The organism is Marinomonas sp. ABL3_031 (assembly GCF_056161265.1).
This window is the reverse complement of sequence record NZ_JBSWYU010000001.1, coordinates 13,302-37,979: the sequence shown is the minus strand read 5'-3', so window position 1 is coordinate 37,979 and position 24,678 is coordinate 13,302. Positions and strand designations below refer to the sequence as shown.

Below are 24,678 nucleotides of genomic sequence, written 5' to 3'. Positions count from 1 at the left end.
TCATGAAGTAACAAAAGCAAAATTTCTAAAACACGAAAGGCTACAAAAAACATGCTCTTTCAAAGCTGCGCGAGTGCAGTAAATCTCGTATCATTAAATTCCCCTTTCGTCAGCTCGTCCATTAGAGGTAAATAGAAGGAAAGTATGGAATTCATTTGGATTTTATTTGCGTTTATGTGTGGTCTAGCAGTTAAACTCGCCAACCTGCCACCTCTTATTGGCTTTCTGTTCGCGGGCTTCCTCCTCAATTATCTCGGCATTCAACCCAGCAACATACTCGAGTCTCTGGCCAATATTGGCATTACCTTGATGTTATTCAGCATAGGCCTAAAACTGCATGTGAAAGATTTACTCAAACGTGAAGTTTGGGCATCAACACTTAGTCATATGAGTGTTTGGACGATTCTTTTTGCTGGCTTGGCCTTGCTGATTAGTTTGTTAAGCTTACCCTTCTTTGGTGCACTGGACTTAAAAACCGCTGCGCTTATCGGCTTTGGGTTGAGTTTTTCCAGCACCGTTTGCGTGATGAAACTACTAGAAGAAAGCGGTGAACTTAAAACCCGTCATGGTCAATTGGCCTTAGGCATCTTGGTCATGCAAGACATAGTGGCGGTGATTTTCCTTGTAGCGGCGACAGGCAAGATACCTTCTATTTGGGCACTAGGCTTGTTTGCTTTATTCATCGTTCGTCCTTTGATCAATAAAATATTAGATCAAGCCGGACACGGAGAAATGCTCCCCTTAACGGGCTTATTCTTAGCATTAGGCGGCTATCAACTGTTTGATTTAGTTGGAGTAAAAGGCGACTTAGGTGCTCTAATTGTAGGTATTCTGCTTGCTTCTCATAGCAAAGCATCGGAAATGAATAAGTCATTAATGAATTTTAAAGATTTGTTCCTAATCGGCTTTTTCTTATCTATTGGTTTTACCGCCTTGCCTGACTTGGCAATGATAGGCATCAGTTTAATTATTACCTTTGTACTATTTGTGAAGTTTGTTTTGTTTTTTGGCTTATTAACTAAACTAAAGCTGCGCGCCCGTACATCGTTCTTATCATCACTGATTTTATCCAACTACAGCGAATTTGGCTTAATCGTGGTCGCACTCAGTGTCTCTAATGGCTGGCTGAACAAAGAATGGCTCGTCATTTTAGCCCTTGCTGTGTCATTCTCATTCGTAATAACCAGTATTCTATATCGACAATCTCATCGTCTCTATCAAACTAACAAAGATTCTATTCGTCGATATGAAAACCCTGATTGTTTACCTGCAGATATTTTCAGTCAGCCCCAAGATGCGAGGATTTTAGTCGTCGGCTTAGGTCGAGTTGGCCGCGGTGCCTTTGAATCTTTGAAAAATTTAGTAGGTAATGGCGTTGCAGGCATGGATGCAGATCGCAGTCGCATCAAAAAAATGCAAGACAATAATGACAATGTATTTTATGGCGATGGTGAAGATGCGGATTTGTGGGAGCGACTGGACACCTCAAACATTCAGCTCATCATGTTGGCGTTACCAATTGCAGAAGACAGCACCAATATTGCTATTCAACTGCGTAAAGCAAATTATCAAGGACAAATTGCCGCCATTGCTCGTTATCAAGATGAACGTGAGGAATTACTCACTGCAGGCATAGACAATGTTTTCAACTTTTATACCGAAGCAGGGACAGGGTTCGCAGAAGAGAGTTTGGGCTTGATACAATACAAATAAACCCTAAATTTCAGACATTTTTACTACCTATTTAACATAATCAATATAGCTTTTCCTGCGAGATGGCATTTTAGCTTGATTTAAAATACTGCCTATTAAGTTAACTTCAATCATTTTTAGCTGTTCAATGGTTTCAGAAACATCTCTCTTTTTAGTATTACCAGACTTAACGATAAAAACCAATCCGTCAGAAAACTTAGCAACACTTTCTGCATCTGAAAATAGTTGAATGGGAGGTGCTTCAATGATAATTCTATCGTAATAATCTTTTAGGTAATCCAGTATTTTTTCCATCATATGAGAAGACAATAGATCATTTGGTTTATCCAAATACGTACCCGCCCCCATAACATCGAATCCTTCATCATGATTTTGCGTTATTGCATCTGATACTTTTGATTTTTTTGCAATAATGTTTGATAAACCAGAACGATTACTCGGTATATTTAAATATTTAGCAATGGATTGGCGTCTAAAATCGATATCTATGACTAGTGTTTTTTCTAACTCTGAAAGCGCTTTTGCTAAGTGTAAAGATACTGTAGATTTTCCTTCTCTCGCTTTGGCTGAAGCGATTGTTATTACTTTTTTCTCTTTATGTATGCTACGCAACTGAGTTCTTAATCGGTATATAGACTCAATGTAAGCCTTGTTTTTTGAATAACCAAAGTGATTATTTTTACTTCTATTAAAAGTCGTTTTTGGCAAATTTATTAAGTTAGGGATTCCCGTAAGAAGCTCAAGTGTTCTCTTAGTGTAAATTTTTTGATCCAACACACCAAAAAAAAGGCTAATAAACAGACCTAAAATAGAACCTAAAAAAATAAAAAGAAAGGCTTTCTTATAACGCACGTCATTATTCACAACATCTATCAATAATGCATAATCTAAAACCTTAGCAACCTCATTTTTAATATTACTAACACTTTGGCTATCTTGAAGACGTCTTAACGTTATATCATATAAGCTTCTATAAGTTTCAACTTCTCGCAATTTCTCCATATAAGCATCTTCAGACTGACCAAGAGAGTTTAATTCAATTTTAATTAAATCGAATTCGTCATACAAAGAAGACAGCTTTTTCTTTTCAACTTCATAAATGGATTGCTTAATGGATAGCTGGTTTTTTACTTGATGATATAGCCGAGAAATTAAATTATCTAAGTTTTCTTTAGCGGCAATGTTTCTAGGATGTTTAGCACCATATTTCAGACTGGTTTCTAGTAATTGAGCTTCTGCAGAAGAAATAGCGCTTCTTGTTCTTTCAATTTCAGAATTAGAATTAATAAGAGGAGACTCCAAGATAACATTTGGATCGTCAACTCCATCTAATTTGCTAATGTAGATATTCTCAATTGCCAATCGTTCTTCTAAATCATTTATTTTTGACGATAGATTATTTAACTCATCCTCTTTTAAGTTCATCATAATACTAATATCAGGAGAATCTTCATCACCAGAGAGTTCTTTTAATTCACTTTCAGATTTCACAATATCCTTTTTAATACCCTCAATTTCTCCTGAAAGCCAAGAAACCGTTTCTTTATTACGTATTGCAACCTCTTTGTCTTTATAACTGATATACTCGGAGGCAATTGCATTCACTATATTTTTTGATACTTCTGGTTTATTTGATGTAATCGATATTTTCAACGAATTACTAGCAGCATCATAATTAACAGAGAGCATACCTTGTATTTTTTTAATCGTTGCAAGTCTTTTCTCTATAGCTGAACTTTCTTCATTACCAGAAAAAGAAAGATAGCTTTTTATTTTTAATAAAACACTATCTATTTTACTCAAAAAAACATCAATATAATAGGGAATTTCACTCTCGACATATTCATCCAGAACTTTAGAATCAATAACATCTACGACATTCGAGAGTAAATTTCTCGATTTTATAAGCTCAATTTCTGAGCCATAGCTATTTGAAGCACCAGAACCCAAGGAAAACTGATCAAGAATAGAGACAGCACCTTTATAATTTAGATTCACTTGAATATTAACTTCCGATGTATAAGTATCTTTCGATGTATAAAAAACATAAATGGAAGACAAGACTGAAAACAAAAAGACAATTAGAAAAATCAATTTTTTATTCAAAATAATTGAAAAAACTTCCAATAAATCTATTTCATCTTCATGTACAACTTGATCTTTCATATTAAAAAAAACTTCTTTCTATAATTAATATATCGCCAGGGTAGATATAACTTTCACCTGTTACCTTTTCTTTTTTCTCTGATGATCTTTTTATAAACCAATCGGATCGAGAAGCACTGTCAGTAAGGCCACCCGCAAGGGCAATCGCCATAGAAACCTTCATATTAGGGCGATACGAAAAACCACCTGGTTGCTTAACTTGTCCATTAATGTAAAAAGGTCGATACTCTAAAATGGAGACATTCACTTCAGGGTTCACTAAGTATCCATCTTTTAGTTTTAATTTTATTATTTTTTCTACTTCTTTACTGGTTTTATTTGCTATTTCCACTTCTCCGACAAAAGGAAAATTAATTGTGCCAGATAAATCCACTTTGGTTTCTAAATTTAATTCTTCTTCATTAAAAACATGTATTTTGATTGTATCGCCTGCCTTCAGAACGTAATCATCTTGTGACACAGCAATACAGGACCAAAAAAGCATCAATAAAAAGAGTATTTTTTTACTCATATAACCCCCGAAAATCTATATGATACAGATAGACCCATACTCCAATATTTTTCTGAATTTACATCTTCTTCTCTCTCATATAAAAAGGAAAATATAAAACCCTTATAATTATTATCAATTTTAAGCGACATAGATTCTTCATTGCTTTCTTTTTCATCTATAACAACAATAGATTTCTTATCTGAGAGTCTAACCAAAATACTATAAACAGAGCTTCTTTCATATTTCCACAATATTGAAAATTCATTTTCTTCATTGAGCGTTTGATTTTCTTTTGTTAATGGGTTCTGCTGATTAATACTCTGTATCGAAATTGTATTATTTGCATATGGCTTCCAGTTAATTGCTCCAGACCAATATGTCGTCTTTTGTTCTTCTTCATCTCTATCAAATTCTTTATTTTCTTTACCAAACGCTAAAGATAGATCTGTTATTAAAGTCAAAGGCAAGCCGAAACCCAATGACGAAATATAATTAGTTGAGTTTTTGCTTAGAGCATTGGGATAGAACTCTCTTCTTTTTTCAACAGTATAAAATATTTTTTTGTCTGACCATCGATAGCCAGAACTAATATTGACAGACTCATTTTCAAAATTTGCATTTAATGCTAAATTTGTTTTTTGATCATATTTTTTAATATCTTTATTATAAGAAATACTTAAAATAGGACTCCTTTCAGCAATTCGATTGAAGTTAAAATTGGCATCCATACCTTGCTGACGATAGGAACTAAGCGAGTTGTCGATATTAATAAGGTCCGATGTTAAACCTGTGCCTCGCTCCTCTTCTTTGTCATTTAAGTTAATTGCAAGTGATATTGTCGAAGAGGGTATTGGTCGCCATGCTGAACTTAATGTCAGTAGATGATCTTGCGTCTCATCATCCCTCTGTTCAGGATGATATACATTAAAATCATAACGACCTTGTAATATATATCGACCACTTGTCAGGGCGCTCTCTATTCCTATATTCGATTGATAATATAAATACGATGGCTGATACGAGAACGACCTCTCTCCCACAGCCAAACCTGCCGAAATTTGTGTACCTCCCAATTGATAGCCCAAATCTTCCACTTCCACGCCCTGTGCTAAAGCAGATGTAAAACTCCATGTGAGCACCAAGCACAAGCATTTCAGCTTTTGAATCATGGTTAGTACTTAATCCTATCTAATGGTTTCATAAGATACTAAAAGATACAGTATATTTACAAAAATATACAATAACTTTGTATTTTATTTTTAATTGTCATGTTTTTTTTATCGCTAAGCTCATAAATAGATTAATTCTTACAATCTCCATGCATGAAAAGTAACTCACTAATTTAAATAAAAAAAGCCAGTCTACTGTAGACTGGCTTTTTTGTTCTTGATCATATCTTTTGTTGATACTCAAAAATTACTTAGTCGACAAGGAAACCATTTCCTCTAACCGAGCCTTTACCACCTCCGCTTCTGCGGTTAATTCAGCATACAAGCGAATATCACCGTTGCGTTGTGCTTGCATGGCCTTTTCTAGTAATAAATCATAATCTTTATTGAGTTTTTTCTGCGGATCCGCTTTTAAGAAACTGAACATGACTTTACTCCTATAGTAATAGTCATGTACGCAAAACTGGCGTGTTTAGATGTGTTCACCACAAAAAATGCCAACTTAATCAAATTAAGTTGGCATTGATGGTAACATCTAAAGGCCTACCGCAGACAGCCCCATTAAGCTGTTATACATCTAGGTAGTCCATGATGCCTTCTGCGGCTTTACGACCCTCATTGATAGCCGTTACCACAAGATCTGAACCACGTACCATATCACCACCAGCAAAGATTTTTTCATTAGTGGTTTGGAACATAAACTCGCCGTTATGTGGCGCCAATACACGGCCACGGCTATCCGTTTCAATACCAAACTTTTCGAACCAAGGTGCTGGGCTAGCTTGGAAACCAAAAGCGACCAAAACAATATCAGCAGGAATAATCTGCTCACTGCCTTCGATCACTTCCGCAGAACGACGACCATTTTCATCCGGCTCACCCATTTGGGTCTCTACTACCTTGATGCCTTCGACTTTACCATCACCGATGATTTCCACGGGCTGACGGTTGAATAGGAACTGCACGCCTTCTTCTTTGGCGTTAGTCACTTCTTTGCGCGAGCCAGGCATGTTTTCACGGTCACGACGGTAAGCACAAGTCACACTCTTAGCACCTTGACGGATCGCCGTACGATTACAGTCCATCGCAGTATCACCACCACCCAAAACCACAACCTGTTTGCCTTTTAGGTTAATGTAATCGGCTTCGTCCTCTTCCAAATCCAAGCAGTGATTAACATTCGATACTAGGTAATCCAGTGCATCGTAAACACCTGGCAGATCTTCACCTGGGAAGCCGCCTTTCATGTATTTGTAAGTACCCATGCCAAGGAAAACCGCATCGTACTCTTCCAAAACATGTTCAAACGGCACATCATCACCAACAGACGTACCCAGTACGAATTCCACACCCATTTCTTCAAACACTTCACGACGGCGTGTCATGACACTCTTTTCCAGTTTGAATTCTGGAATACCGAATGTAAGCAAACCACCAATCTCTGGGTATTTATCAAATACCACAGGTTTGATACCGTTGCGCACCAATACGTCCGCACAAGCAAGACCTGCAGGACCGGCACCAACGATAGCAACCGTTTTGTTTACCGGTACCACTTTAGACATGTCCGGACGCCAGCCTAGGGCAAACGCCGTGTCGGTAATGTATTTTTCTACCGAGCCTATGGTAACGGCACCAAAACCGCCTTCACCAAGGGTACAAGCCCCTTCACACAAACGGTCTTGTGGGCAAACTCGGCCACATACTTCGGGCAAAGAGTTGGTTTGGTGACTTAACTCAGCGGCTTCCAAAATGTTGCCTTCACTAACCAATTTCAACCAGTTCGGAATGTAATTGTGAACCGGACATTTCCACTCACAATATGGGTTACCGCATTCTAAACAACGGTGAGCCTGATTTTTGGCACTAGGCTCTTCAAACGGTTTATAAATTTCGACGAACTGAGCCTTACGAGTAATCAAAGGCTTTTTCTTTGGATCCTGACGATCAACTTCGACGAATTGAAATGCATTGTTCAAGCGCTCAGACATAAGCTGCTATCTCCTGGGGCCGCTTCCATTGAAGCGGCACTCTCTCAAATGGGTCAAAATTCATTCAAGGTGCTCAGCACCATGACAGCGTGTTTTATTCTGGACGTTGGCGAGTATTGGCCAACAACGCCCCTAAACTCGCTGCTTTCGGTTTAACCAGCCAGAATTTGCCAATGTAATCGTAGAAGTTTTCTAGGATTTCATGGCCCCATTCGCTGTCCGTTTCGCGAACATACTCTTCGATTACAGAACGAAGGTGTGAACGATATTCTTCCGTTAATTCCGTACCGATACGGTGAATTTCCACTAGTTCATGGTTGTACTTATCAACAAAGGTACGATCCAAGTCCAACACGTAAGCAAAACCACCTGTCATACCTGCACCGAAGTTGTAACCGGTATTACCCAATACGGTTACCATACCGCCAGTCATGTACTCACAGCAGTGATCGCCTGCGCCTTCGATGACCGTATGCGTTCCAGAGTTACGTACCGCAAAACGCTCACCAGCAGAACCAGCAGCAAACAGTTTTCCGCCTGTTGCACCGTACAAACAGGTATTACCTATGATGGCAGAGTCTTGTGATTTGAATGCAGAACCACGTGGTGGACGAATCACCAGCTTACCGCCAGTCATGCCTTTACCCACGTAATCGTTGGCGTCACCTTCCAAGTACATATTCAGACCGCCAGCATTCCAAACACCGAAGCTCTGACCAGCTGTACCTTTTAGCGTCAAGGTCAAAGGCGTATCCACCATGCCTTGGTTACCATAGCGCTTAGCAATTTCACCAGACAAACGCGCACCAATTGAGCGATCACAGTTCGTGACGTCAAAAGCAAACTCGCCACCTTCTTTTTCTTCCACGACGTGTTTAACTGTGTCCCACATTTTCAATGCCAACAAGCCTTTGTCGTGTGGCGGGTTCAGCGGTACTTCACAGTATTGTGGTTTATCTGCAGGGATCGCATCGTTGTTAAGGATAGGCGACAGATCCAAGCTTTTCTGTTTGTCTGTTTCACCTGGTAGTAGGGTCAACAAGTCCGTACGTCCAATCAAATCTTGCAGATTAGATACGCCCAATTTTGCCAACCACAAGCGAGTGTCTTCCGCCATAAACAAGAAGAAATTCTTGATCATTTCAACTGTGCCTAAGAAGTGATCATCACGCAATTTTTGATCCTGAGTCGCCACCCCCGTGGCACAGTTATTTAGGTGACAAATTCGTAAGAATTTACAACCCATAGCAACCATTGGAGTGGTACCGAAACCAAAGCTCTCAGCCCCAAGAATAGCGGCTTTAACGACATCCAAACCGGTTTTCAAACCACCGTCTGTTTGCAAGCGAATCTTGCCACGCAAATCATTGGCACGCAGGGCTTGTTGCGCTTCTGCCAACCCTAGTTCCCAAGGAGACCCCGCATGACGAATCGAAGTGATTGGCGACGCAGCGGTACCACCATCGTAACCAGAGATAGTAATCAAATCCGCGTAGGCTTTCGCTACCCCCGCGGCGATGGTGCCAACACCCGGCTCAGAAACCAGTTTTACGGAAACCAATGCTTCTGGATTAACTTGCTTCAAGTCGAAAATCAGCTGTGCCAAATCCTCGATAGAATAAATATCGTGGTGTGGCGGCGGTGAAATCAAGGTGACACCTGGAACAGCGTAACGCAATCGTGCAATCAAACCGTTTACTTTACCACCCGGCAACTGACCACCTTCGCCTGGTTTCGCACCTTGTGCTACCTTGATCTGCAACACTTCTGCGTTCACCAAGTATTCTGGCGTCACACCAAAACGACCAGAGGCAATCTGTTTGATCTTAGAGCGGCGCTCTGTTCCGTGACGAGCTGGATCTTCGCCCCCCTCACCTGAGTTGGAACGACAGCCTAATTCGTTCATCGCTTGTGCCAACGCTTCGTGCGCTTCTGGTGACAAAGCCCCCAGCGACATACCAGCGGAGTCAAAACGTGGCAAAATACTTTCCACTGGCTCCACTTGATCCAAAGCAATCGGTGTTGCCTTATCCGAAATGGCAAACAAGTCACGCAACATAGAAGCAGGACGACTGTTTACCAGCTCTGTGTACTTGGTAAAGTCAGTGAATTTACCACTACCCACAGCGGTTTGCAGGTTACGTACCACATCTGGGTTAAAGGCATGATATTCCGCATCGTGAACGTATTTTAGGTAGCCACCTTGCTGAATCGGCTTACGCAATTTCCACGCATTGTTCGCCACCGACGCTTGTTCGCGCTGGAAGTCAATGAAGTTGGCACCTTGAATGCGGCTTGCCACGCCTTTGAAACAGAGATCAACCACGTCTTTTGCTAAACCAACAGCTTCAAACAATTGCGCACCACGGTATGACGCTATGGTGGAGATGCCCATCTTAGATAGGATCTTCATCAGGCCTTTGTTTATCCCTTTACGGTATTTGACGTGACAGGCGATAGGGTCACCCAAGACTTCACCTTTTTCGATCATATCGTTAATCAAACGATAGGACAGGTATGGATACACTGCCGTGGCGCCAAAACCTAATAGCACAGCAAATTGATGTGGATCACGAGCAAAGCCCGTATCAGCGATGATGTTGGAATCACAACGCAGACCGACTTTGGTAAGATGATGGTGAACCGCACCTACTGCCATTGGCGCAGGAATAGGCAAACGACCTTTGGCCAAATCACGATCGGTTAACACCAAAATCACTGCGCCATCACGAACTTCTTGCTCGGCTTTCAATTGCAGCGCTTTAATAGACTCTTCTAACGACGCTTCGGCTGGATCGTAATTGGTATCCAAACGCACCAAACGGAATCTATGATCGTCCATCGCCAACAAACGGCTGAACTTACGTGGCGACAGCAAAGGCGATGACAAAATAATACGGTTTGCGTGCTTAGGTGTTTCTTCGAACAAGTTACGCTCTACACCGACGCAAGTTTCCAATGACATCACAATGGATTCACGCAATGGATCAATCGGCGGATTAGTTACCTGAGCAAACTTTTGACGGAAGTAGTCACTGACTGGGCGAGTTTGACTCGACATCACCGCCATCGGCGTATCGTCACCCATCGAACCGACCGCTTCGTGACCACTTTCCGCTAATGGACGGAAGATCTGTTCACGCTCTTCAAAAGACACTTGGAACATCTTTTGATAAGTGGACATTTCATCATGGGTGAAAGGCACAAACTCTTGTGACGATTCCACCAAGATGGTTTCAATACGAATGGCTTCTTGTTTCAGCCATTTTTTGTACGGGTGCAAGGCTTTTAGACGATTATCTATGTCATCCGTGTGAAGAACTTTACCCGTTTGAGTATCCACTACCAACATCTGGCCAGGCCCAACACGGCCTTTAGCGACGACGTCTTCTGGCTTGTAATCATAGGTACCGATTTCAGATGCTAGGGTAATGAAGCCATTTTTGGTCACAACCCAACGAGACGGACGCAGACCATTACGATCAAGCATACAAATTGCGTGACGGCCATCGGTCATTACCAAGCCCGCTGGGCCATCCCAAGGTTCCATGTGCATGGAATTGTATTCATAGAAAGCACGCAACTCTGGGTCCATGTTTTCGACATTTTGCCATGCTGGCGGAATAATCAAGCGCGCCGCACGGAAAATATCCATACCGCCAGTCACCAGGATCTCCAACATATTGTCCATTGAAGAAGAGTCAGATCCTGTTAGGTTAACCAGAGGCTGTAGGTCTTGTAGTTCGGGAATCAAAGGTGAACGCAATTTGCTGCCGCGAGCCAATGCCCAGTTACGATTACCTTCAATAGTGTTGATTTCACCATTGTGTGCCAACATACGGAATGGCTGAGCCAAAGGCCAGCGTGGCAAGGTGTTGGTTGAGAAACGTTGGTGGAATACACAAATCGCCGTTTTTAGCTTTTCATTGCCAAGATCTTTATAAAAAGATGGCAAATCCACTGGCATCATCAAACCTTTGTATGACAAGACTTTGTCAGACAAAGAACAGATGTAGAAGTTTTCATACTGAGACAAAGCAATCTCAGCTTGACGACGCGCCACGAACAAACGTGTCGCAAAGGTACGTGCATCCATACGGTTGCTGTCGACAAATACTTGTTCAATTCGCGGTAAACAGTCCAACGCAATGCTGCCTAGACAAGAAGGATCGGTTGGTACTTCACGCCAACCCACCAAGCGTAAACCTTGGCCTTCTAACTCTTGGCTGACTCGATTACGTTGCTCTTCTGCGGCGGTTTCATCCTGGTCCAAAAAGACCATACCAATACCGTAAAGATCCGATAAAGTGTGACCAAACAAAGTGGCTGCTTCAGCGCGTAAGAATGCATCCGGTTTTTGAATCAAAAGGCCACAGCCATCACCCGTTTTGCCGTCTGCAGCAATACCGCCACGGTGTGTCATACATGTTAAAGATTGAATGGCGGTTTTCAGCAGTTCATGACTCGTACTGCCTTCCATATGTGCAATTAAGCCAAAACCACAGTTGTCCTTGAACTCGCCAGGGCGATAAAGGCCTGCATTCATACACCAACTCCCACGGTTGAAATATAAAAATAAGAAGATATTCGTTATTTGATGGAGGGCGATATTGGCTGTACTAATGTTATAGAAAGCATTTGTTAAGACTGTATTTTGCCCAAAGCGCCATCAAAAAAGGATGGTCATACTAACCTGAGGCGACCATGGACTCAAACTTGACTTACCTTGTTTTCTATTACTTTGGGGGACTTTAGCAAGAATTTCGCAGCCATTTTTGCAGTGTTAGAGAATTATCTATGGCAGGAGTTTTGGCAAACAGAAAAATCCTCTGTTCATTCACGTTTTTTAGAGAAATACAGTTATTTTTACTAAATTACGATTTTTTTGCCTCTAGCCGACATAAAAAAACGCATCCGAAAGCATATTTCTATGATTTTTTCTGTACTGAAAGAAGAATTTAATGACCGAATTATTGTGCTTTTCGAATGTCATCTTGAATTCCACGAGCACTTCTCGCCCAAGGATTCAAGGCACGTAAATCTGATGGCAAGGTCTCCGCTGCTGCAATCGCTTCACTGCGATTACGATAAAGACCGTACACTACAACAAACCAAGGCCGTTCATTGTGAGCAGCTTGAAAATAACCAAAGGTATCAATACCGCCTTGATCGCGAATAAAATCTTTCACCGTTTGCTGATTGTGTGTGCCCAGTAATTGAAGCGTGTAACGGTTCGGGTTTTGACTGAGCCACCATTGGGTTTTATTGAAACGATCATTTGACTCTACTGCTTTAGCTTGTTCGGTAACAGAGTTAGGCTCAACCACTTTCTGCTGCTGAGGAGCTTCTGCCAACATTGGTGCTTCCGCACGAATGGGAGCCGTTTCAATCGTTGGCGCCACACTAGGCGTTGATTCTGCGGCATTCGTTTGTTGTTGCGACAAGTTAATCGCGGGCAATGAGGCACCGTCAGGCACAGGCGGCAGCACTAACTCCCCTTCTTGGCCAATTTTGCGCTGCATCGCATCAATGCGCGCTATGGTCTCTTCAGAAGATTGCCCCTGTCTTGGGCTTAAAGGAATCACATTGGAGGCTCTATCGGCATTTGCGGCAGGCTCATCTTGATTGTCAGAAAACAACACGGCCACCAGAATACCGAGCATGACAATAGATAAAAGCGCCATATGCGCCAGCGGAAACCCCATTCCCAAACTAAAACTTGAAGACGATTTAGCCGCTTTACCTTTGCCCATCATACGTTGAGCTATTTCATTGATGCGCCCAGGATAACCACCTGATTCTTGATGTATTCGCTTAATCTGTTTGTCATTAAAAGGAAGATTGATACCACCACCCACAGCTCGAACACGATGCAACATATAAGCACGGGTTTGCTCGAATGAATAAGGAGCTAAGGTGAACGAGTGACTCAATTGTTCATAACGAGATTTTTGATACGTATCCAGATTACGTGACAGAGAATGCTCACTAAATAACACCACATGAGGTACTGACTGATTTTCAGTCGCAAGAGACATCATGTCCAGTAACATACTGACCGCATCCGTGTTGAGTTCTTGCGCATTATCAATCAAGACTAACGCCGCTTGCCCTTTCTCATCCAAATCATGGGAAAATTTAAGTAAAGGACCAAAGGTTGCTTCGTTAGGCGGCTGGCTAAAATGCCCAGAAAAGCCAGTATAAATTGCCTGTAGAAGCTGACCCGCTGTCATCAACATACTGGCTTTTACATGACTAATCACCGTCATCTCATCCTGATGACGAGAAAATTCCATCAAAAAGCGACTTTTTCCACTTCCTTCAGGACCTTGCACGACAGACATCAAATTACTGTAACGACTCAAGTGCTCCAGTAAGGCCAATTGCTGATTACCTTCTTCGGAAGCAAAATAAACGGATTCATCTTTGGCGCCAAAAGGATCCCTCAGCGAACCCTTATTGGGCTGATTTAAGGCTTCATCTAGATCAAATTGAAAATCTGGCTGAGACTGAGACATATCCGTCCTTTTCCGCTATCACCAATAATTTATGTCTAACTCGCCTGCCTACTAGCTTCCAAGGCATCTATAATACAAGCCTCAAAATCCGTTACAGGAAAATCTGACGTAACAATGGCCGCCCCTAATGCTGCCAACAACACCAATCGCAAACTGCCATCCAACACTTTTTTATCTAACGCCATGCGCTCAACAAAGCTTTCCAAGGACATTTCTAATGGTGGCATAACTGGCAACTTAGCTGCTTCAAATAATGCCACAGCACGACTCACGTCCTGCTCACTAAGATTGCCCATGCGCCATGACAAGTCCACTGCCAGAATACAACCTGCTGCCACCGCTTCACCATGCAACCATTTGCCATACCCCAGCTCTGCTTCAATAGCATGCCCAAAAGTATGCCCCAAATTTAATATAGCGCGAATACCACCTTCTTTTTCATCCTGCGCCACCACATTTGCTTTAGCCAAGCAAGAACGGTAAATGGCTTCGGTAATCTTTTCTGTATCCAAGAGCATCAGATCTTGCATTTCCTCTTCTAACCAAGAAAAGAAATCCGCATCACATATCAAGCCATACTTGATCACTTCCGCCATACCTGCAGACAATTCTCGCGGAGGTAAACTACTTAACGTATCGGTATCAATGATCACGGCTTGTGGCTGGTAAAAAGCGCCGATCATGTTTTTGCCTAGCGGATGGTTGACCCCGGTTTTACCCCCAACAGAAGAATCCACTTGTGACAACAAGGTAGTTGGCACTTGTATAAAAGGCACACCGCGCTGATAGGTGGCAGCAGCAAAACCAGCCATGTCGCCAACCACACCTCCGCCCAAAGCAATAATGGTCGTGGTGCGATTATGCTTCGCTTGCAGCAAAGACGTCATAATAGTGCCATAAGTATCTAGCGTTTTATAAACTTCTCCATCTGGCAACACACAGGTATCCACCTGATAATCTTCAGTCAACAGTGCAACTAAAGGTGCAAGATAAATGTCTGCCACTGTTTCATTGGTCACAATCATGACTTGCTTACCATGAATGGCCTTAGTAAATAATGGTTTCTGCTGACGAACACCACTACCAATATAAATAGGGTAACTACGATCACCTAAATCGACAGATAAAGTACGCATTCGATTTAGTTTTCCTCCGAATTTAAATAACGCCTTAACGCATCAATCACTTTGTTGGCGACTGCTTTAGGATGACGAGCATCTGTCTCTATGATCAAAGTCGCGACATCACGATACAAAGGATCCCGAATAGCAAACAGTTTTTTTAAAGTGGCCTTAGGATCGCCTGTTTGCAACAAAGGACGATGTGAGCTTTTTGACGTACGATACAGTTGCTGAGCTACAGACGCATAAAGGTAAATCACCAATGCATCTTGTTTCAAAATATCGCGATTCTCTTCGCGCATCACAATACCACCGCCCGTGGCTAATACTGTGTTGTTTTTTCCAGACTGAACTATGTTCGCCAGCGCTTGCGTTTCGCGTTTACGAAAACCCTCTTCCCCTTCACGTTCAAAGATCCATGGAATGTCCGCGCCTGTATTGTCTTCTATGACCTTATCCAAATCATAAAACTCTTTACCCATCGATTGTGAAATCAAACGGCCTATGGTGGTTTTTCCTGCGCCCATTGGGCCTACTAGAATAATATTGGGGGCATTTATCATTGTATTTTGTTACACAGAGTTTAAGTCAAATAAGACTGAGTCTTAGTTTAACGTCATTTGTAGCAGTTTTGGCGTAATAAATACAAGTAATTCAACCTTTTCTTGTTGTTTTGAACGGCTTTTAAAGAATTCTCCAAACCAAGGAATGTCACTTAACAGCGGCACTTGATTCTCGGTGGTAAAGCTTTCTTCTCGAAAAACACCTCCTAAGACTAAGGTTTGTTGATCTTTCACCATCACCTGAGTACGTAAGCGATTGGTCTTCAAACTCGGCACGCCATTTACCAAATCTCCAACCGAATCCTGATGAATGCTTAACTCAAGTAAAATATGGTCCTGTTGTTTAATGTAGGGGGTTACTTCCAGTACTAAGGCTGCCTGACGAAATGACACACTGACATTATCGTCCTCGATCGTTTGATAGGGAATTTCTGTTCCAGACTCAATCCGTGCCACCTGCCCAACAGCGGTGACAATCTTTGGTTTGGAAACCACATCTGCCATGCCTTGGCTTTCCAACATGTCTAAGGTTAACGACAACAAACTATTATTGCCCGTTGTGGAAAAAGAGAATGCGCTGCTTGGAACTAATGCTCCCAGATCGATAGCACCACCAATCGAAGATCGAATACCAGACGACAAAGTACTTTGCCAATTCACTCCAAATTGTGATTGCGCGGATCGACTGACTTGGGCTATTTGCGCACTGATTTCAACCTGTTTGAGGGGGGTATCCAGCCAAGCGAACACCTCGTCAAGACCATCAGGCGGGTCACAAAACTGCCCTAATATAGAATTGGTGCGCCCATCAATCACCAAGGCTAAATTGGGGTATAATGTTTGTAAATGCTTACCTACAACTTCTGCCTTTGCATGCTTTATCGGCCAAAACTTATGCTGACAACTTGGCGTAGGTGGTAAAACTTGAGATTCTATCTGTGGCATCAACACCGCCACACCTTCCTGCCAATGAAGCTCAATTCCAGGTTGTTGTCCTATGGCTTTCAATACAGCTTGCCAAGTGGCATTGTTAATTGACAAGGTCAGCGATTGATCTAACTCTGGGCTGATCACCACACTTTCTTCTAACTGAGCGGCAATCCAAGGCACGACTTCTTGTAACGGCTTATTCTCAATGTATAGATCTAAGCTCATGCTGTATGGACTAAAAACTAGAACGACACTAGTGAGCCACCTCCTGCTGAAAATCGTCATCCAATGACCTCCTTGTTTGCATTTCGAGCCGATATTGCTTGCCATCCTTGGCAATCAAAATCACATGATCGGCCGCTACCTTACTGACACTCACGCTGGCATCTGGTATCCAACTACCTTCTGTCAACCAATATTGACGTTGGCGATATTGCACCAATGCTGAACGACGATCCTGTACCTTCATGGTGGAAAACAAACGCCAATCATCATCATGAAACACCGCTCTCTGAACTCGACTTGGCAACCAATTTTGCCATACTCGATTACCACCTGGCGGTTCAATATCCACATCGACAATTCCCATCCATTGGGCACCTTGCTGACGTCGCCACTTAATACTGATAACCGATAGTGCAAATTTTTCCTGAATACTTTCCAAAGCAGGTTGCCAATCACTCAATCCAGCCACACCCTCAATTCGCCAGCCAGTAATGAGCTGGTTACGACTGTGAATGGGAGTCAATGACAACCAGGGCCATTGTTCAAAATGCTGAGTTTGCAACAGTGCGTCTTGCTGTTGAATGCTCTGCCAACTTTGCCAAACACGCGATAATTTACGCTGTGCTTGTTGCCACTCTCCGTAAACATCAAATATGAGTAGATACCACACTGCCGCTTGCAACAACACCAGCGCCAATATAATACGCCCATTCAAATGTTGATATAGATTAGTCTTTATCTGCGATAATCTGTATGTAGGCATTAACTAACTCCTGACCTGGGGCTTGTAAAACCGCATCCTGAATAAAAGACCAGCGCCAATCGGGATGACTCTTTTGCCAACTTTCCTGCAAACGCTTCAGCATGCTTTCGGGTAACATAATTTGCATATTGGCTTGCTGCCGATAGGCATAAAATTGTTCAATACGTGCTTGTTTCGGTATGCCCTGAACCAGATGCAAAGCCGATAAAGGAAAGGCTTGCGACTGCTGATCCTGCAACCAGGTAGACTGCACATCGAGAATTTGATCGTGAGCCAAACGAGTAGTATTAACGGCATCGTATAAATGGCAAAAATAAAAGCCCGCCGCGCCCTGTAAAAATACACTAGCAAGGATGCCCACTCGAAGATATTGGCGGACTTTTTGCTGCCGATGAAAGTTAGGCTGAAAGCTAGTTAATCGCTGGGCAAAACACGCCGACCAAGACTTCTTTTTTATGCCTTGATATTGCGTAAAGGACATCAAAATGACGCTCTGGCTGTGCGCCTCAAAAGGCGCCATTAGTTGTTGCAACCAGTCTTGCGAGCAAGAATAGATGGTTAATCGAGTTTGCTTGGAATTTAAACGTTGCTGATTAAAGGCATAATGCGTTTCTTCTGGGGTCGCAAATGTTACTTCAACAGCATAACTTAACGCCGCTAAAGGGAGCAGTTGCGCCGATACTGGATGTTCAAGAATCGGCTGAGTAACCTTTAACCAGTGATCAGGCACTAATACTAATATGCGTTTTTTGGAAGCTATTTGAGAGAAGTCCAGTGATAGCAAGACTTCTGATAAGGAATCTAAATGACCAGTTGAATCATCCTTATGCTGCAATCTTGATGCTATTTCAGTTTGATCTACTGATGCAAAAAAACGGCAAGTTTGTTCAGAAAATACCGCAACTGTGTAAAGCAACGCAAACGTCATAACTCATCCTTGAATTAATTTGCTAGATAGATGTCAAAGCTCTATATCCATACGAACTTTTTCTCAAGATAACACGTTTTGCTGCAAAGTTAAGCGTCTATTCTGAGTTGTTTTAGGTATAATGATTCTTTTTCACTCAGTAACATTTGGTTATTTATGGCTAAGGTATTTAAAACACTATTTTTTCTTGGTGTATTTGGAGCAATTTGTGCCGCTGCTATCACCTATGCGATTTATTACAATGTAAAAGATCGCATCCCAACAGTAGAAGAACTAAAAGATATTGAGTTACGTATTCCATTGCGTATTTATACGGCAGACAACCAATTAATCGGAGAATTTGGAGAACAACGTCGTACTCCGATTAGTTACTCAGACATTCCTGACAATTTAGAACACGCTATTCTCGCTGCTGAAGACACAAATTTCTATCATCACCCGGGCGTAGATATTCTTGGCCTAGGCCGTGCCGTCTTACAATTAGTTACCACAGGGCAAAAGCAAGGTGGTGGTAGTACTATCACTATGCAGGTCGCTCGAAACTACTTCTTATCCTTTGAACAAACCTTTACTCGTAAATTCACCGAAATCTTCATAGCCCTAAAGATGGAGCGTGAATTAACCAAACATGAGATTCTCGAACTTTACGTCAATAAAATCTATTTAGGGAAACGTGCCTACGGTTTTGAAGCCGCCGCTCAGGTCTATTATGGAAAAAATTTAAATGAACTTAACCTAGCTCAAATAGCTATGATTGCCGGCTTACCAAAAGCCCCTTCACGCTATAATCCTATTGTTAACCCATCACGAGCACTAATTCGTCGTAACTGGATCCTACAACGCATGCTGTCACTTGGTATGATAGACAAAAGCTCGTATCAAATCGCAGTAGAGTCCCCCATCACAGCAAAAAATCATGGCGTTACTCCAGATATTGAAGCGGGCTATATTGCCGAAATGGTACGTTCTGAATTATATGACTCCTTTGGTGATGAGCTCTATAACAATGGTTTAACCGTTTACACTACCATCGATTCAGGTCGTCAAAAAGCCGCCAATGAAGCTGTCTTCAACGGCGTCATCAGTTACGATATGCGTCACGGCTACCGTGGATCCATTGAAACACGTATAGACCTTATCGATGCACCATTAGAAGAACAGCAAGCGGCACTGGAAGAGGTCAGCCGTTTTAAAAACTGGCAAGCCGCTTTGGTCATCAGTACCGAAGAGAAAAGTGCTGACGTGCGTTTGGTAAATGGAGAACGTGCCACATTAGAATGGTCAGCAGTCCAGTGGGCAAAACCTTATATAGATGAAAACAGCCAAGGCCCTGCGCCAGAAATCATGGCCGATGTGTTAGTGCCTGGCGATGTTATTCGTTTGCGCCCAGATGAAACTCATGGCTGGTTATTGGCGCAGAAACCCGATGTACAAAGTGCATTAATATCTCTAAATAGTAAAGATGGTGCCATTCAAGCATTAGTGGGCGGTTTTAATTTCTATGAGAATAAGTTCAATCGCATCACTCAATCCAAGCGTCAGCCTGGCTCTAATTTTAAACCTTTCATTTACACCAGTGCTTTGGCACGCGGCTACACAGCAGCCAGCACGATCAACGATGCTCCTGTGGTATTTAACGACGCCAACCTAGCGACGGCTTGGCGACCCACAAATGATGGCGGCAAATTCTATGGACCAACCCGTCTCCGTCAAGCACTATATCGTTCACAGAATATCGTTTCGGTACGCCTGTTAGACGAGCTTGGTATTCGCCCGACATTGACCTTCTTAAAGCGCTTTGGCTTTGATCCAGCGGAATTACCACACAACCTATCCTTATCATTAGGCAGTGCTAACTTGTCGCCATTGCAGATTGCAACAGGCTATGCGGTATTCTCAAATGGTGGTTATCAAGTGCGGCCCTATCTTATCGACCGCGTGGTAGACAGAGACAATCAGATACTTTTCCAAGCCAGCCCTGTGACCGTGTGCGAAACCTGCACCTTGCTAGAGAAGAGCTCTGATGAAGAAGCGCAAATGGGATTATTTAACCGTCCTGATGGCATTAAAAGCTTACCAGTAGCACCTCAAGTAATTGATTCAGAGATTAATTATATTATTTACGACATGATGCGTGATGTCATCAAATACGGTACCGGTCGTCGTGCCTTGGTACTAAAACGAGATGATATTGCCGGCAAAACCGGTACCACCAATGAAGGCCGCGATGCTTGGTTCTCGGGTTTTAACGGTGACACAGTGACCTCTGTTTGGAGTGGTTTTGATAACTCCACACCATTGGGTCGATATGATGGTGGACGATCCGAATGGGGTGGCTCAGTTTCCTTGCCAGCTTGGATTGAATACATGCGTTATGCCCTGCAAGGTACACCGCCGGATTACGTTGCAAAGCCATCTAGTTTGGTAACGGTTCGCATCGATCCTAAAACGGGTGAGCGAGCCTTACCAGGTCAAAAAGACGCCATTTTCGAAATTTTCCGCAAAGAACATGTACCACCTAAACGAAATGCTAACCTACCGATTTTAGAAAATGGAATAAACAATGAAGTACAAGAAGAAAAGCAAGAAAACAACGCTCTTGATAACCTTTTCTAACGACTTCTACTTGAGATTAAAACATAAAAGATCCGCACCCACGGATCTTTTCAGGACTCAGACCTTATCTTATATTATGACCACTTAGATACAGGTGCTTTATAAGCCTTGATCGCCTCCAGCAAAGCTTTTGGAGTAGACTCTCTAATCAACATATCAAGATAAGCGGATTTCACAAACCCTGCCTCTTGCATACTTGCCACCATGCTAAACAAGGCATCATAAAAAGCTTTTACATTATAAAAAGCGCAAGGTTTGCTGTGCAGACCAAGCTGTCCCCAAGTCCAAGCTTCAAAGATTTCTTCCAAGGTGCCAACACCTCCCGGCAAGGCCACAAAGCCATCGGCCAGAGCCATCATCTTGGCTTTACGTTCATGCATGTCAGCAACCACATGCAACTCACTCAACCCCAAATGAGCAATTTCTTTCTGTTTAAGATGATCTGGTATCACACCAATAACCTGTCCACCAGCTGCCAAAACAGAGTTAGCAATACTTCCCATCAGGCCAACATTACCGCCACCGTACACTATACCCACACCCTGCTCTGCCAAGTATTGGCCAAGCTGCTCGGTACTTTCTCGAAATCCTTCATCGTTTCCTAATGCAGAACCACAGAAAATCGCCAATCTCATGCTTTTTCTCCCACCAATATTGCTAATATCGAGCTGTTATTGCTTTTCCAACTACCCCTTTCTCGCCATAAAAAAGGCGATACTCTAGTGAGTATCGCCTTTTTTCCAACAATGAGAAACGCTTGTTTCTCATTGCTTAGAGTCATTAAGCACCGAAGTGATCTAAATTCTCTAGTGGGTAGAAATCTGGGTAAGGAAGTTGTGCTACACCAGAATCGACAGCCGCTTTCGCCACCGCTGCTGACACAACATTCAACAAACGAGAATCCATTGGTTTAGGCAAGATGTAGTCTTTACCAAAGCTCAATGCACCACCACCGTAAGCTTCAACAACGTCAGCAGGCGCTTCTTCTTTGGCCAAATCTTTCAATGCGTGAACAGCAGCCACTTTCATCTCTTCGTTGATTTGAGTCGCACGCACATCAAGTGCACCACGGAAGATAAATGGGAAGCCAAGAACATTGTTTACCTGATTTGGGTAATCTGAACGACCAGTTGCCATGATCAAATCTGTGCGCGTCTGATGTGCCAATTCTGGGCTAATTTCTGGATCAGGATTAGAACAAGCAAATACCACAGGGTTAGCGGCCATTTTGCTCAATTGTTCAGCGGACAATAGATCAGGACCAGATACACCGATGAAGACATCTGCACCGTCGATCGCATCGTCCAAAGTACGCTTGTCCGTATCGATGGCGAACATGGCTTTGAATTGATTTAGGTCGTCACGACCAGAATGGATCACACCTTTACGGTCAAGCACGAAGATATTATCGCGCTGCGCACCACACGCAATGATCAGTTTCATACAAGCCGTTGCTGCAGCACCCGCACCCAAACAAACAATTTTAGCCTCTGCTAGTGCTTTGCCTTGCAGTTCAAGGGCATTCAATAGACCCGCTGCAGTTACAATTGCCGTACCGTGTTGGTCATCATGGAAAACAGGGATAGAACAACGCTCAATCAATTGACGTTCAATTTCAAAACACTCTGGTGCTTTGATGTCTTCTAGGTTGATTCCACCGTAAGTGTTGGCAATACGCGCCACAGTATCGATGAAAGCTTGTGGACTTTCTGATTCTACTTCCACGTCAACTGAATTAATACCAGCAAAACGTTTGAACAAAAGACCTTTACCTTCCATTACCGGCTTACTCGCCAATGGCCCAAGGTTACCTAGACCAAGAATAGCGGAACCATCAGAAATAACCGCAACTAAGTTACCTTTACCTGTATAACGGAAAGCATTTTCTGGATCTTTCGCAATTTCACGGCAAGGTTCAGCAACACCTGGGCTATAAGCTAGAGAAAGGTCGCGAGACGTTGCTGTTGGTTTTGAAATGGTAATACTCAATTTACCTGGAACTGGATTCGCGTGGTAATCCAATGCGGCTTGCTTAATGTCTTCTGCCATTATTATATTTCCGTCTGTTAGGTGTTATTAAATTAATTGCTTTTATGGGCCTTATCTTTAACGTCATTGCATCAGGCAAAAAACATCAAACAATGGCACCTTATTATTTTGGTTCGTCAGAATAATCTATCTACCAAATTGTTTAAAGCACAAAGCCATCGGAATATTCTATCAATCAGTTTACGATAGAATCCTTGACTTCCCGCAAATCCTTGGGATGTCTAACCAACAAAACCCAAGATTTAAAAGCAGCGTTACGGTTTTTTCTGTTATGTTGCCAACCTCTAACTTCAAGCACTTCTCCCTGCAAAGCAAAGACTTTTTGCGCTGGCCAGTAGTCTGCAACATAGGGCGGTAAGTTGATAACCAGATCATATTGAGTTTCTAGCCACCAACCTCCTCGGTTGCGGGTAACAGAAGAGATATTGACTCTAGCAATTGCAAAACCAGCTTTTGGCTGCCATTGCAATGTGTTTTGCCATAACCTTTTATGCGCGCTGCGGGCCAATAATTCCGCTTGTTCAAAGCAGGTCTGATAAGACAAATTTGGCGGCACCGCAATACGATAACCAAGTCCTGCAGATAATAACTGACTTGTCAGCGAAATACGATCTTTATCGAATAGGTAATACAGCTTACGACCATATCTATCTTCACTGTCTTGAGCCGTTTGAAAATAAACATAACCATCAAGCAAGCCACTCAAATAGTCTTTTGCTTCTTCAGCATAGGGTTGATGCTGTGCTGTTTTATGATCCAATTCGGGCGTATTAATACCCACCAAGCGAACTTTACGACCATCCGTAAAATGAATCGTGTCACCATCTACCACGCGTTTTATTTTAGCAACCTCTAATGGGCCTTGCGCACGACATTCTTCTTCTGCTTGAGCGCCAAATGACAGGCACAAAAAAAGCGCCAACAACACTGGGCGCTTTTTTAGCGATCTCATGGTCATTCCACCAATTACTTAGCAGTACGACGTGCTCCGAAACGCTTGTTAAAGCGATCAACACGACCACCAGTGTCCAGCATCTTTTGCTGACCTGTGTAGAATGGGTGGCAGTTACTGCATACATCGATGTGCATGTCTTTGCCGATGGTAGAGTTTAGGCTCAAAGTGTTACCACAAGTACAAGTTGCAGTAATCGCAGAGTAATTTGGGTGGATATCTTTTTTCATCGTTTTTACCTTAAAGTTTGGTGTGCCGCCACTTGATCGACAAATATGGGCTTTCGCCTCGTCAAGCACCGCACGATTCGTTGTACAGACATTGTACAGTGGTACCAAGAACCGCGTATTCTAGGGATCAATTGTCAATTCATCAAGCCCTTTGTGGTGCTTTTACGATAAATTTCTTACTCGCGTATCGCCCTTAATCTAGCGTACACTTAACCTACACAAGATTGGAGAATATTTTTCCTTACTAAACA

The 24,678-nt window shown here is 42.5% G+C and carries 18 protein-coding genes; 2 read left to right on the top strand and 16 right to left on the bottom strand.

Translation table 11 applies throughout. The annotated features are described in order from the left end of the window. Nucleotides 1-144 precede the first annotated feature (144 nt). Entirely contained in the window at nt 145-1,713 is a 1,569-nt protein-coding gene (locus tag ACXAH2_RS00155; RefSeq protein WP_475075677.1) for a cation:proton antiporter domain-containing protein, read from the top strand. 27 nt (nt 1,714-1,740) lie between these two features. Here the strand turns inward: ACXAH2_RS00155 and ACXAH2_RS00150 are convergent, their stop codons facing one another. The 12 genes from ACXAH2_RS00150 to ACXAH2_RS00095 form a co-directional block, all read right to left on the bottom strand. Then, nucleotides 1,741-3,879 (bottom strand): GumC family protein, encoded by a 2,139-nt coding sequence (locus ACXAH2_RS00150; protein ID WP_475075675.1) that lies wholly within the window; start codon nt 3,877-3,879, stop codon nt 1,741-1,743. Nucleotide 3,880: 1 nt separating this feature from the next. After that, entirely contained in the window at nt 3,881-4,390 is a 510-nt protein-coding gene (locus ACXAH2_RS00145; protein WP_475075673.1) for a polysaccharide biosynthesis/export family protein, read from the bottom strand. Next, a complete protein-coding gene (locus ACXAH2_RS00140; RefSeq protein ID WP_475075671.1) occupies nt 4,387-5,541 on the bottom strand; it encodes a hypothetical protein in 1,155 nt (384 codons plus the stop codon). The genes ACXAH2_RS00145 and ACXAH2_RS00140 overlap by 4 nt, the downstream gene beginning before the upstream one ends. A 247-nt stretch (nt 5,542-5,788) precedes the next feature. Beyond that, nucleotides 5,789-5,968: a DUF6435 family protein gene (locus ACXAH2_RS00135; RefSeq protein ID WP_475075669.1), complete on the bottom strand. Its 180-nt coding sequence runs from the start codon at nt 5,966-5,968 to the stop codon at nt 5,789-5,791. Nucleotides 5,969-6,110: 142 nt separating this feature from the next. Next, complete coding sequence (locus tag ACXAH2_RS00130) at nt 6,111-7,532, bottom strand: FAD-dependent oxidoreductase (RefSeq protein ID WP_475075667.1); 1,422 nt, start codon at nt 7,530-7,532, stop codon at nt 6,111-6,113. Between the two features lie 94 nt (nt 7,533-7,626). Next, a complete protein-coding gene (gene gltB, locus ACXAH2_RS00125; RefSeq protein WP_475075665.1) occupies nt 7,627-12,078 on the bottom strand; it encodes a glutamate synthase large subunit in 4,452 nt (1,483 codons plus the stop codon). 424 nt (nt 12,079-12,502) lie between these two features. Beyond that, entirely contained in the window at nt 12,503-14,050 is a 1,548-nt protein-coding gene (locus ACXAH2_RS00120; RefSeq protein WP_475075663.1) for an ATP-binding protein, read from the bottom strand. 35 nt (nt 14,051-14,085) lie between these two features. Next, nucleotides 14,086-15,186 (bottom strand): 3-dehydroquinate synthase, encoded by a 1,101-nt coding sequence (gene aroB / locus ACXAH2_RS00115; protein WP_475075661.1) that lies wholly within the window; start codon nt 15,184-15,186, stop codon nt 14,086-14,088. Between the two features lie 5 nt (nt 15,187-15,191). Continuing rightward, a complete protein-coding gene (locus ACXAH2_RS00110; RefSeq protein WP_475075659.1) occupies nt 15,192-15,734 on the bottom strand; it encodes a shikimate kinase in 543 nt (180 codons plus the stop codon). A 42-nt stretch (nt 15,735-15,776) separates the two neighbouring features. Next, a complete protein-coding gene (locus ACXAH2_RS00105; RefSeq protein ID WP_475075658.1) occupies nt 15,777-16,949 on the bottom strand; it encodes a type IV pilus secretin PilQ in 1,173 nt (390 codons plus the stop codon). Beyond that, the gene (locus tag ACXAH2_RS00100) at nt 16,918-17,652 is read right to left on the bottom strand and encodes a hypothetical protein (RefSeq protein WP_475075656.1); all 735 of its coding nucleotides are present in this window, start codon (nt 17,650-17,652) and stop codon (nt 16,918-16,920) included. Before ACXAH2_RS00100 ends, ACXAH2_RS00105 begins: the two co-directional genes overlap by 32 nt. Further along, complete coding sequence (locus ACXAH2_RS00095) at nt 17,618-18,580, bottom strand: hypothetical protein (RefSeq protein ID WP_475075655.1); 963 nt, start codon at nt 18,578-18,580, stop codon at nt 17,618-17,620. The genes ACXAH2_RS00100 and ACXAH2_RS00095 overlap by 35 nt, the downstream gene beginning before the upstream one ends. Nucleotides 18,581-18,736: 156 nt before the next feature. Here ACXAH2_RS00095 and ACXAH2_RS00090 point away from each other — a divergent pair, with 156 nt between their 5' ends. Next, nucleotides 18,737-21,196, top strand: coding sequence for a penicillin-binding protein 1A (locus ACXAH2_RS00090; protein WP_475075654.1), 2,460 nt, complete (start codon nt 18,737-18,739; stop codon nt 21,194-21,196). 74 nt (nt 21,197-21,270) lie between these two features. On the opposite strand, the gene ACXAH2_RS00085 is transcribed toward ACXAH2_RS00090, so the two are convergent. From ACXAH2_RS00085 to rpmE, 4 genes are all read right to left on the bottom strand, one after another. Then, a complete protein-coding gene (locus tag ACXAH2_RS00085) occupies nt 21,271-21,831 on the bottom strand; it encodes an LOG family protein (protein WP_475075652.1) in 561 nt (186 codons plus the stop codon). A 145-nt stretch (nt 21,832-21,976) separates the two neighbouring features. Continuing rightward, nucleotides 21,977-23,245, bottom strand: a complete 1,269-nt coding sequence (locus ACXAH2_RS00080) for a malic enzyme-like NAD(P)-binding protein (protein WP_475075650.1) — start codon at nt 23,243-23,245, stop codon at nt 21,977-21,979. Between the two features lie 175 nt (nt 23,246-23,420). Further along, nucleotides 23,421-24,197: a thermonuclease family protein gene (locus ACXAH2_RS00075; RefSeq protein WP_475075648.1), complete on the bottom strand. Its 777-nt coding sequence runs from the start codon at nt 24,195-24,197 to the stop codon at nt 23,421-23,423. A 14-nt stretch (nt 24,198-24,211) separates the two neighbouring features. Beyond that, nucleotides 24,212-24,427: a 50S ribosomal protein L31 gene (rpmE, locus tag ACXAH2_RS00070; RefSeq protein ID WP_475075646.1), complete on the bottom strand. Its 216-nt coding sequence runs from the start codon at nt 24,425-24,427 to the stop codon at nt 24,212-24,214. Nucleotides 24,428-24,678 lie beyond the last annotated feature (251 nt).

Bases quoted from the DNA above. Each gene is read 5' to 3' on its own strand.
- ACXAH2_RS00155 (WP_475075677.1), top strand. From the start codon at position 145: ATGGAATTCATTTGGATTTTATTTGCGTTTATGTGTGGTCTAGCAGTT.
- ACXAH2_RS00150 (WP_475075675.1), bottom strand. From the start codon at position 3,879: ATGAAAGATCAAGTTGTACATGAAGATGAAATAGATTTATTGGAAGTT.
- ACXAH2_RS00145 (WP_475075673.1), bottom strand. From the start codon at position 4,390: ATGAGTAAAAAAATACTCTTTTTATTGATGCTTTTTTGGTCCTGTATT.
- ACXAH2_RS00140 (WP_475075671.1), bottom strand. From the start codon at position 5,541: ATGATTCAAAAGCTGAAATGCTTGTGCTTGGTGCTCACATGGAGTTTT.
- ACXAH2_RS00135 (WP_475075669.1), bottom strand. From the start codon at position 5,968: ATGTTCAGTTTCTTAAAAGCGGATCCGCAGAAAAAACTCAATAAAGAT.
- ACXAH2_RS00130 (WP_475075667.1), bottom strand. From the start codon at position 7,532: ATGTCTGAGCGCTTGAACAATGCATTTCAATTCGTCGAAGTTGATCGT.
- gltB (WP_475075665.1), bottom strand. From the start codon at position 12,078: ATGAATGCAGGCCTTTATCGCCCTGGCGAGTTCAAGGACAACTGTGGT.
- ACXAH2_RS00120 (WP_475075663.1), bottom strand. From the start codon at position 14,050: ATGTCTCAGTCTCAGCCAGATTTTCAATTTGATCTAGATGAAGCCTTA.
- aroB (WP_475075661.1), bottom strand. From the start codon at position 15,186: ATGCGTACTTTATCTGTCGATTTAGGTGATCGTAGTTACCCTATTTAT.
- ACXAH2_RS00110 (WP_475075659.1), bottom strand. From the start codon at position 15,734: ATGATAAATGCCCCCAATATTATTCTAGTAGGCCCAATGGGCGCAGGA.
- ACXAH2_RS00105 (WP_475075658.1), bottom strand. From the start codon at position 16,949: ATGACGATTTTCAGCAGGAGGTGGCTCACTAGTGTCGTTCTAGTTTTT.
- ACXAH2_RS00100 (WP_475075656.1), bottom strand. From the start codon at position 17,652: ATGCCTACATACAGATTATCGCAGATAAAGACTAATCTATATCAACAT.
- ACXAH2_RS00095 (WP_475075655.1), bottom strand. From the start codon at position 18,580: ATGACGTTTGCGTTGCTTTACACAGTTGCGGTATTTTCTGAACAAACT.
- ACXAH2_RS00090 (WP_475075654.1), top strand. From the start codon at position 18,737: ATGGCTAAGGTATTTAAAACACTATTTTTTCTTGGTGTATTTGGAGCA.
- ACXAH2_RS00085 (WP_475075652.1), bottom strand. From the start codon at position 21,831: ATGAGATTGGCGATTTTCTGTGGTTCTGCATTAGGAAACGATGAAGGA.
- ACXAH2_RS00080 (WP_475075650.1), bottom strand. From the start codon at position 23,245: ATGGCAGAAGACATTAAGCAAGCCGCATTGGATTACCACGCGAATCCA.
- ACXAH2_RS00075 (WP_475075648.1), bottom strand. From the start codon at position 24,197: ATGAGATCGCTAAAAAAGCGCCCAGTGTTGTTGGCGCTTTTTTTGTGC.
- rpmE (WP_475075646.1), bottom strand. From the start codon at position 24,427: ATGAAAAAAGATATCCACCCAAATTACTCTGCGATTACTGCAACTTGT.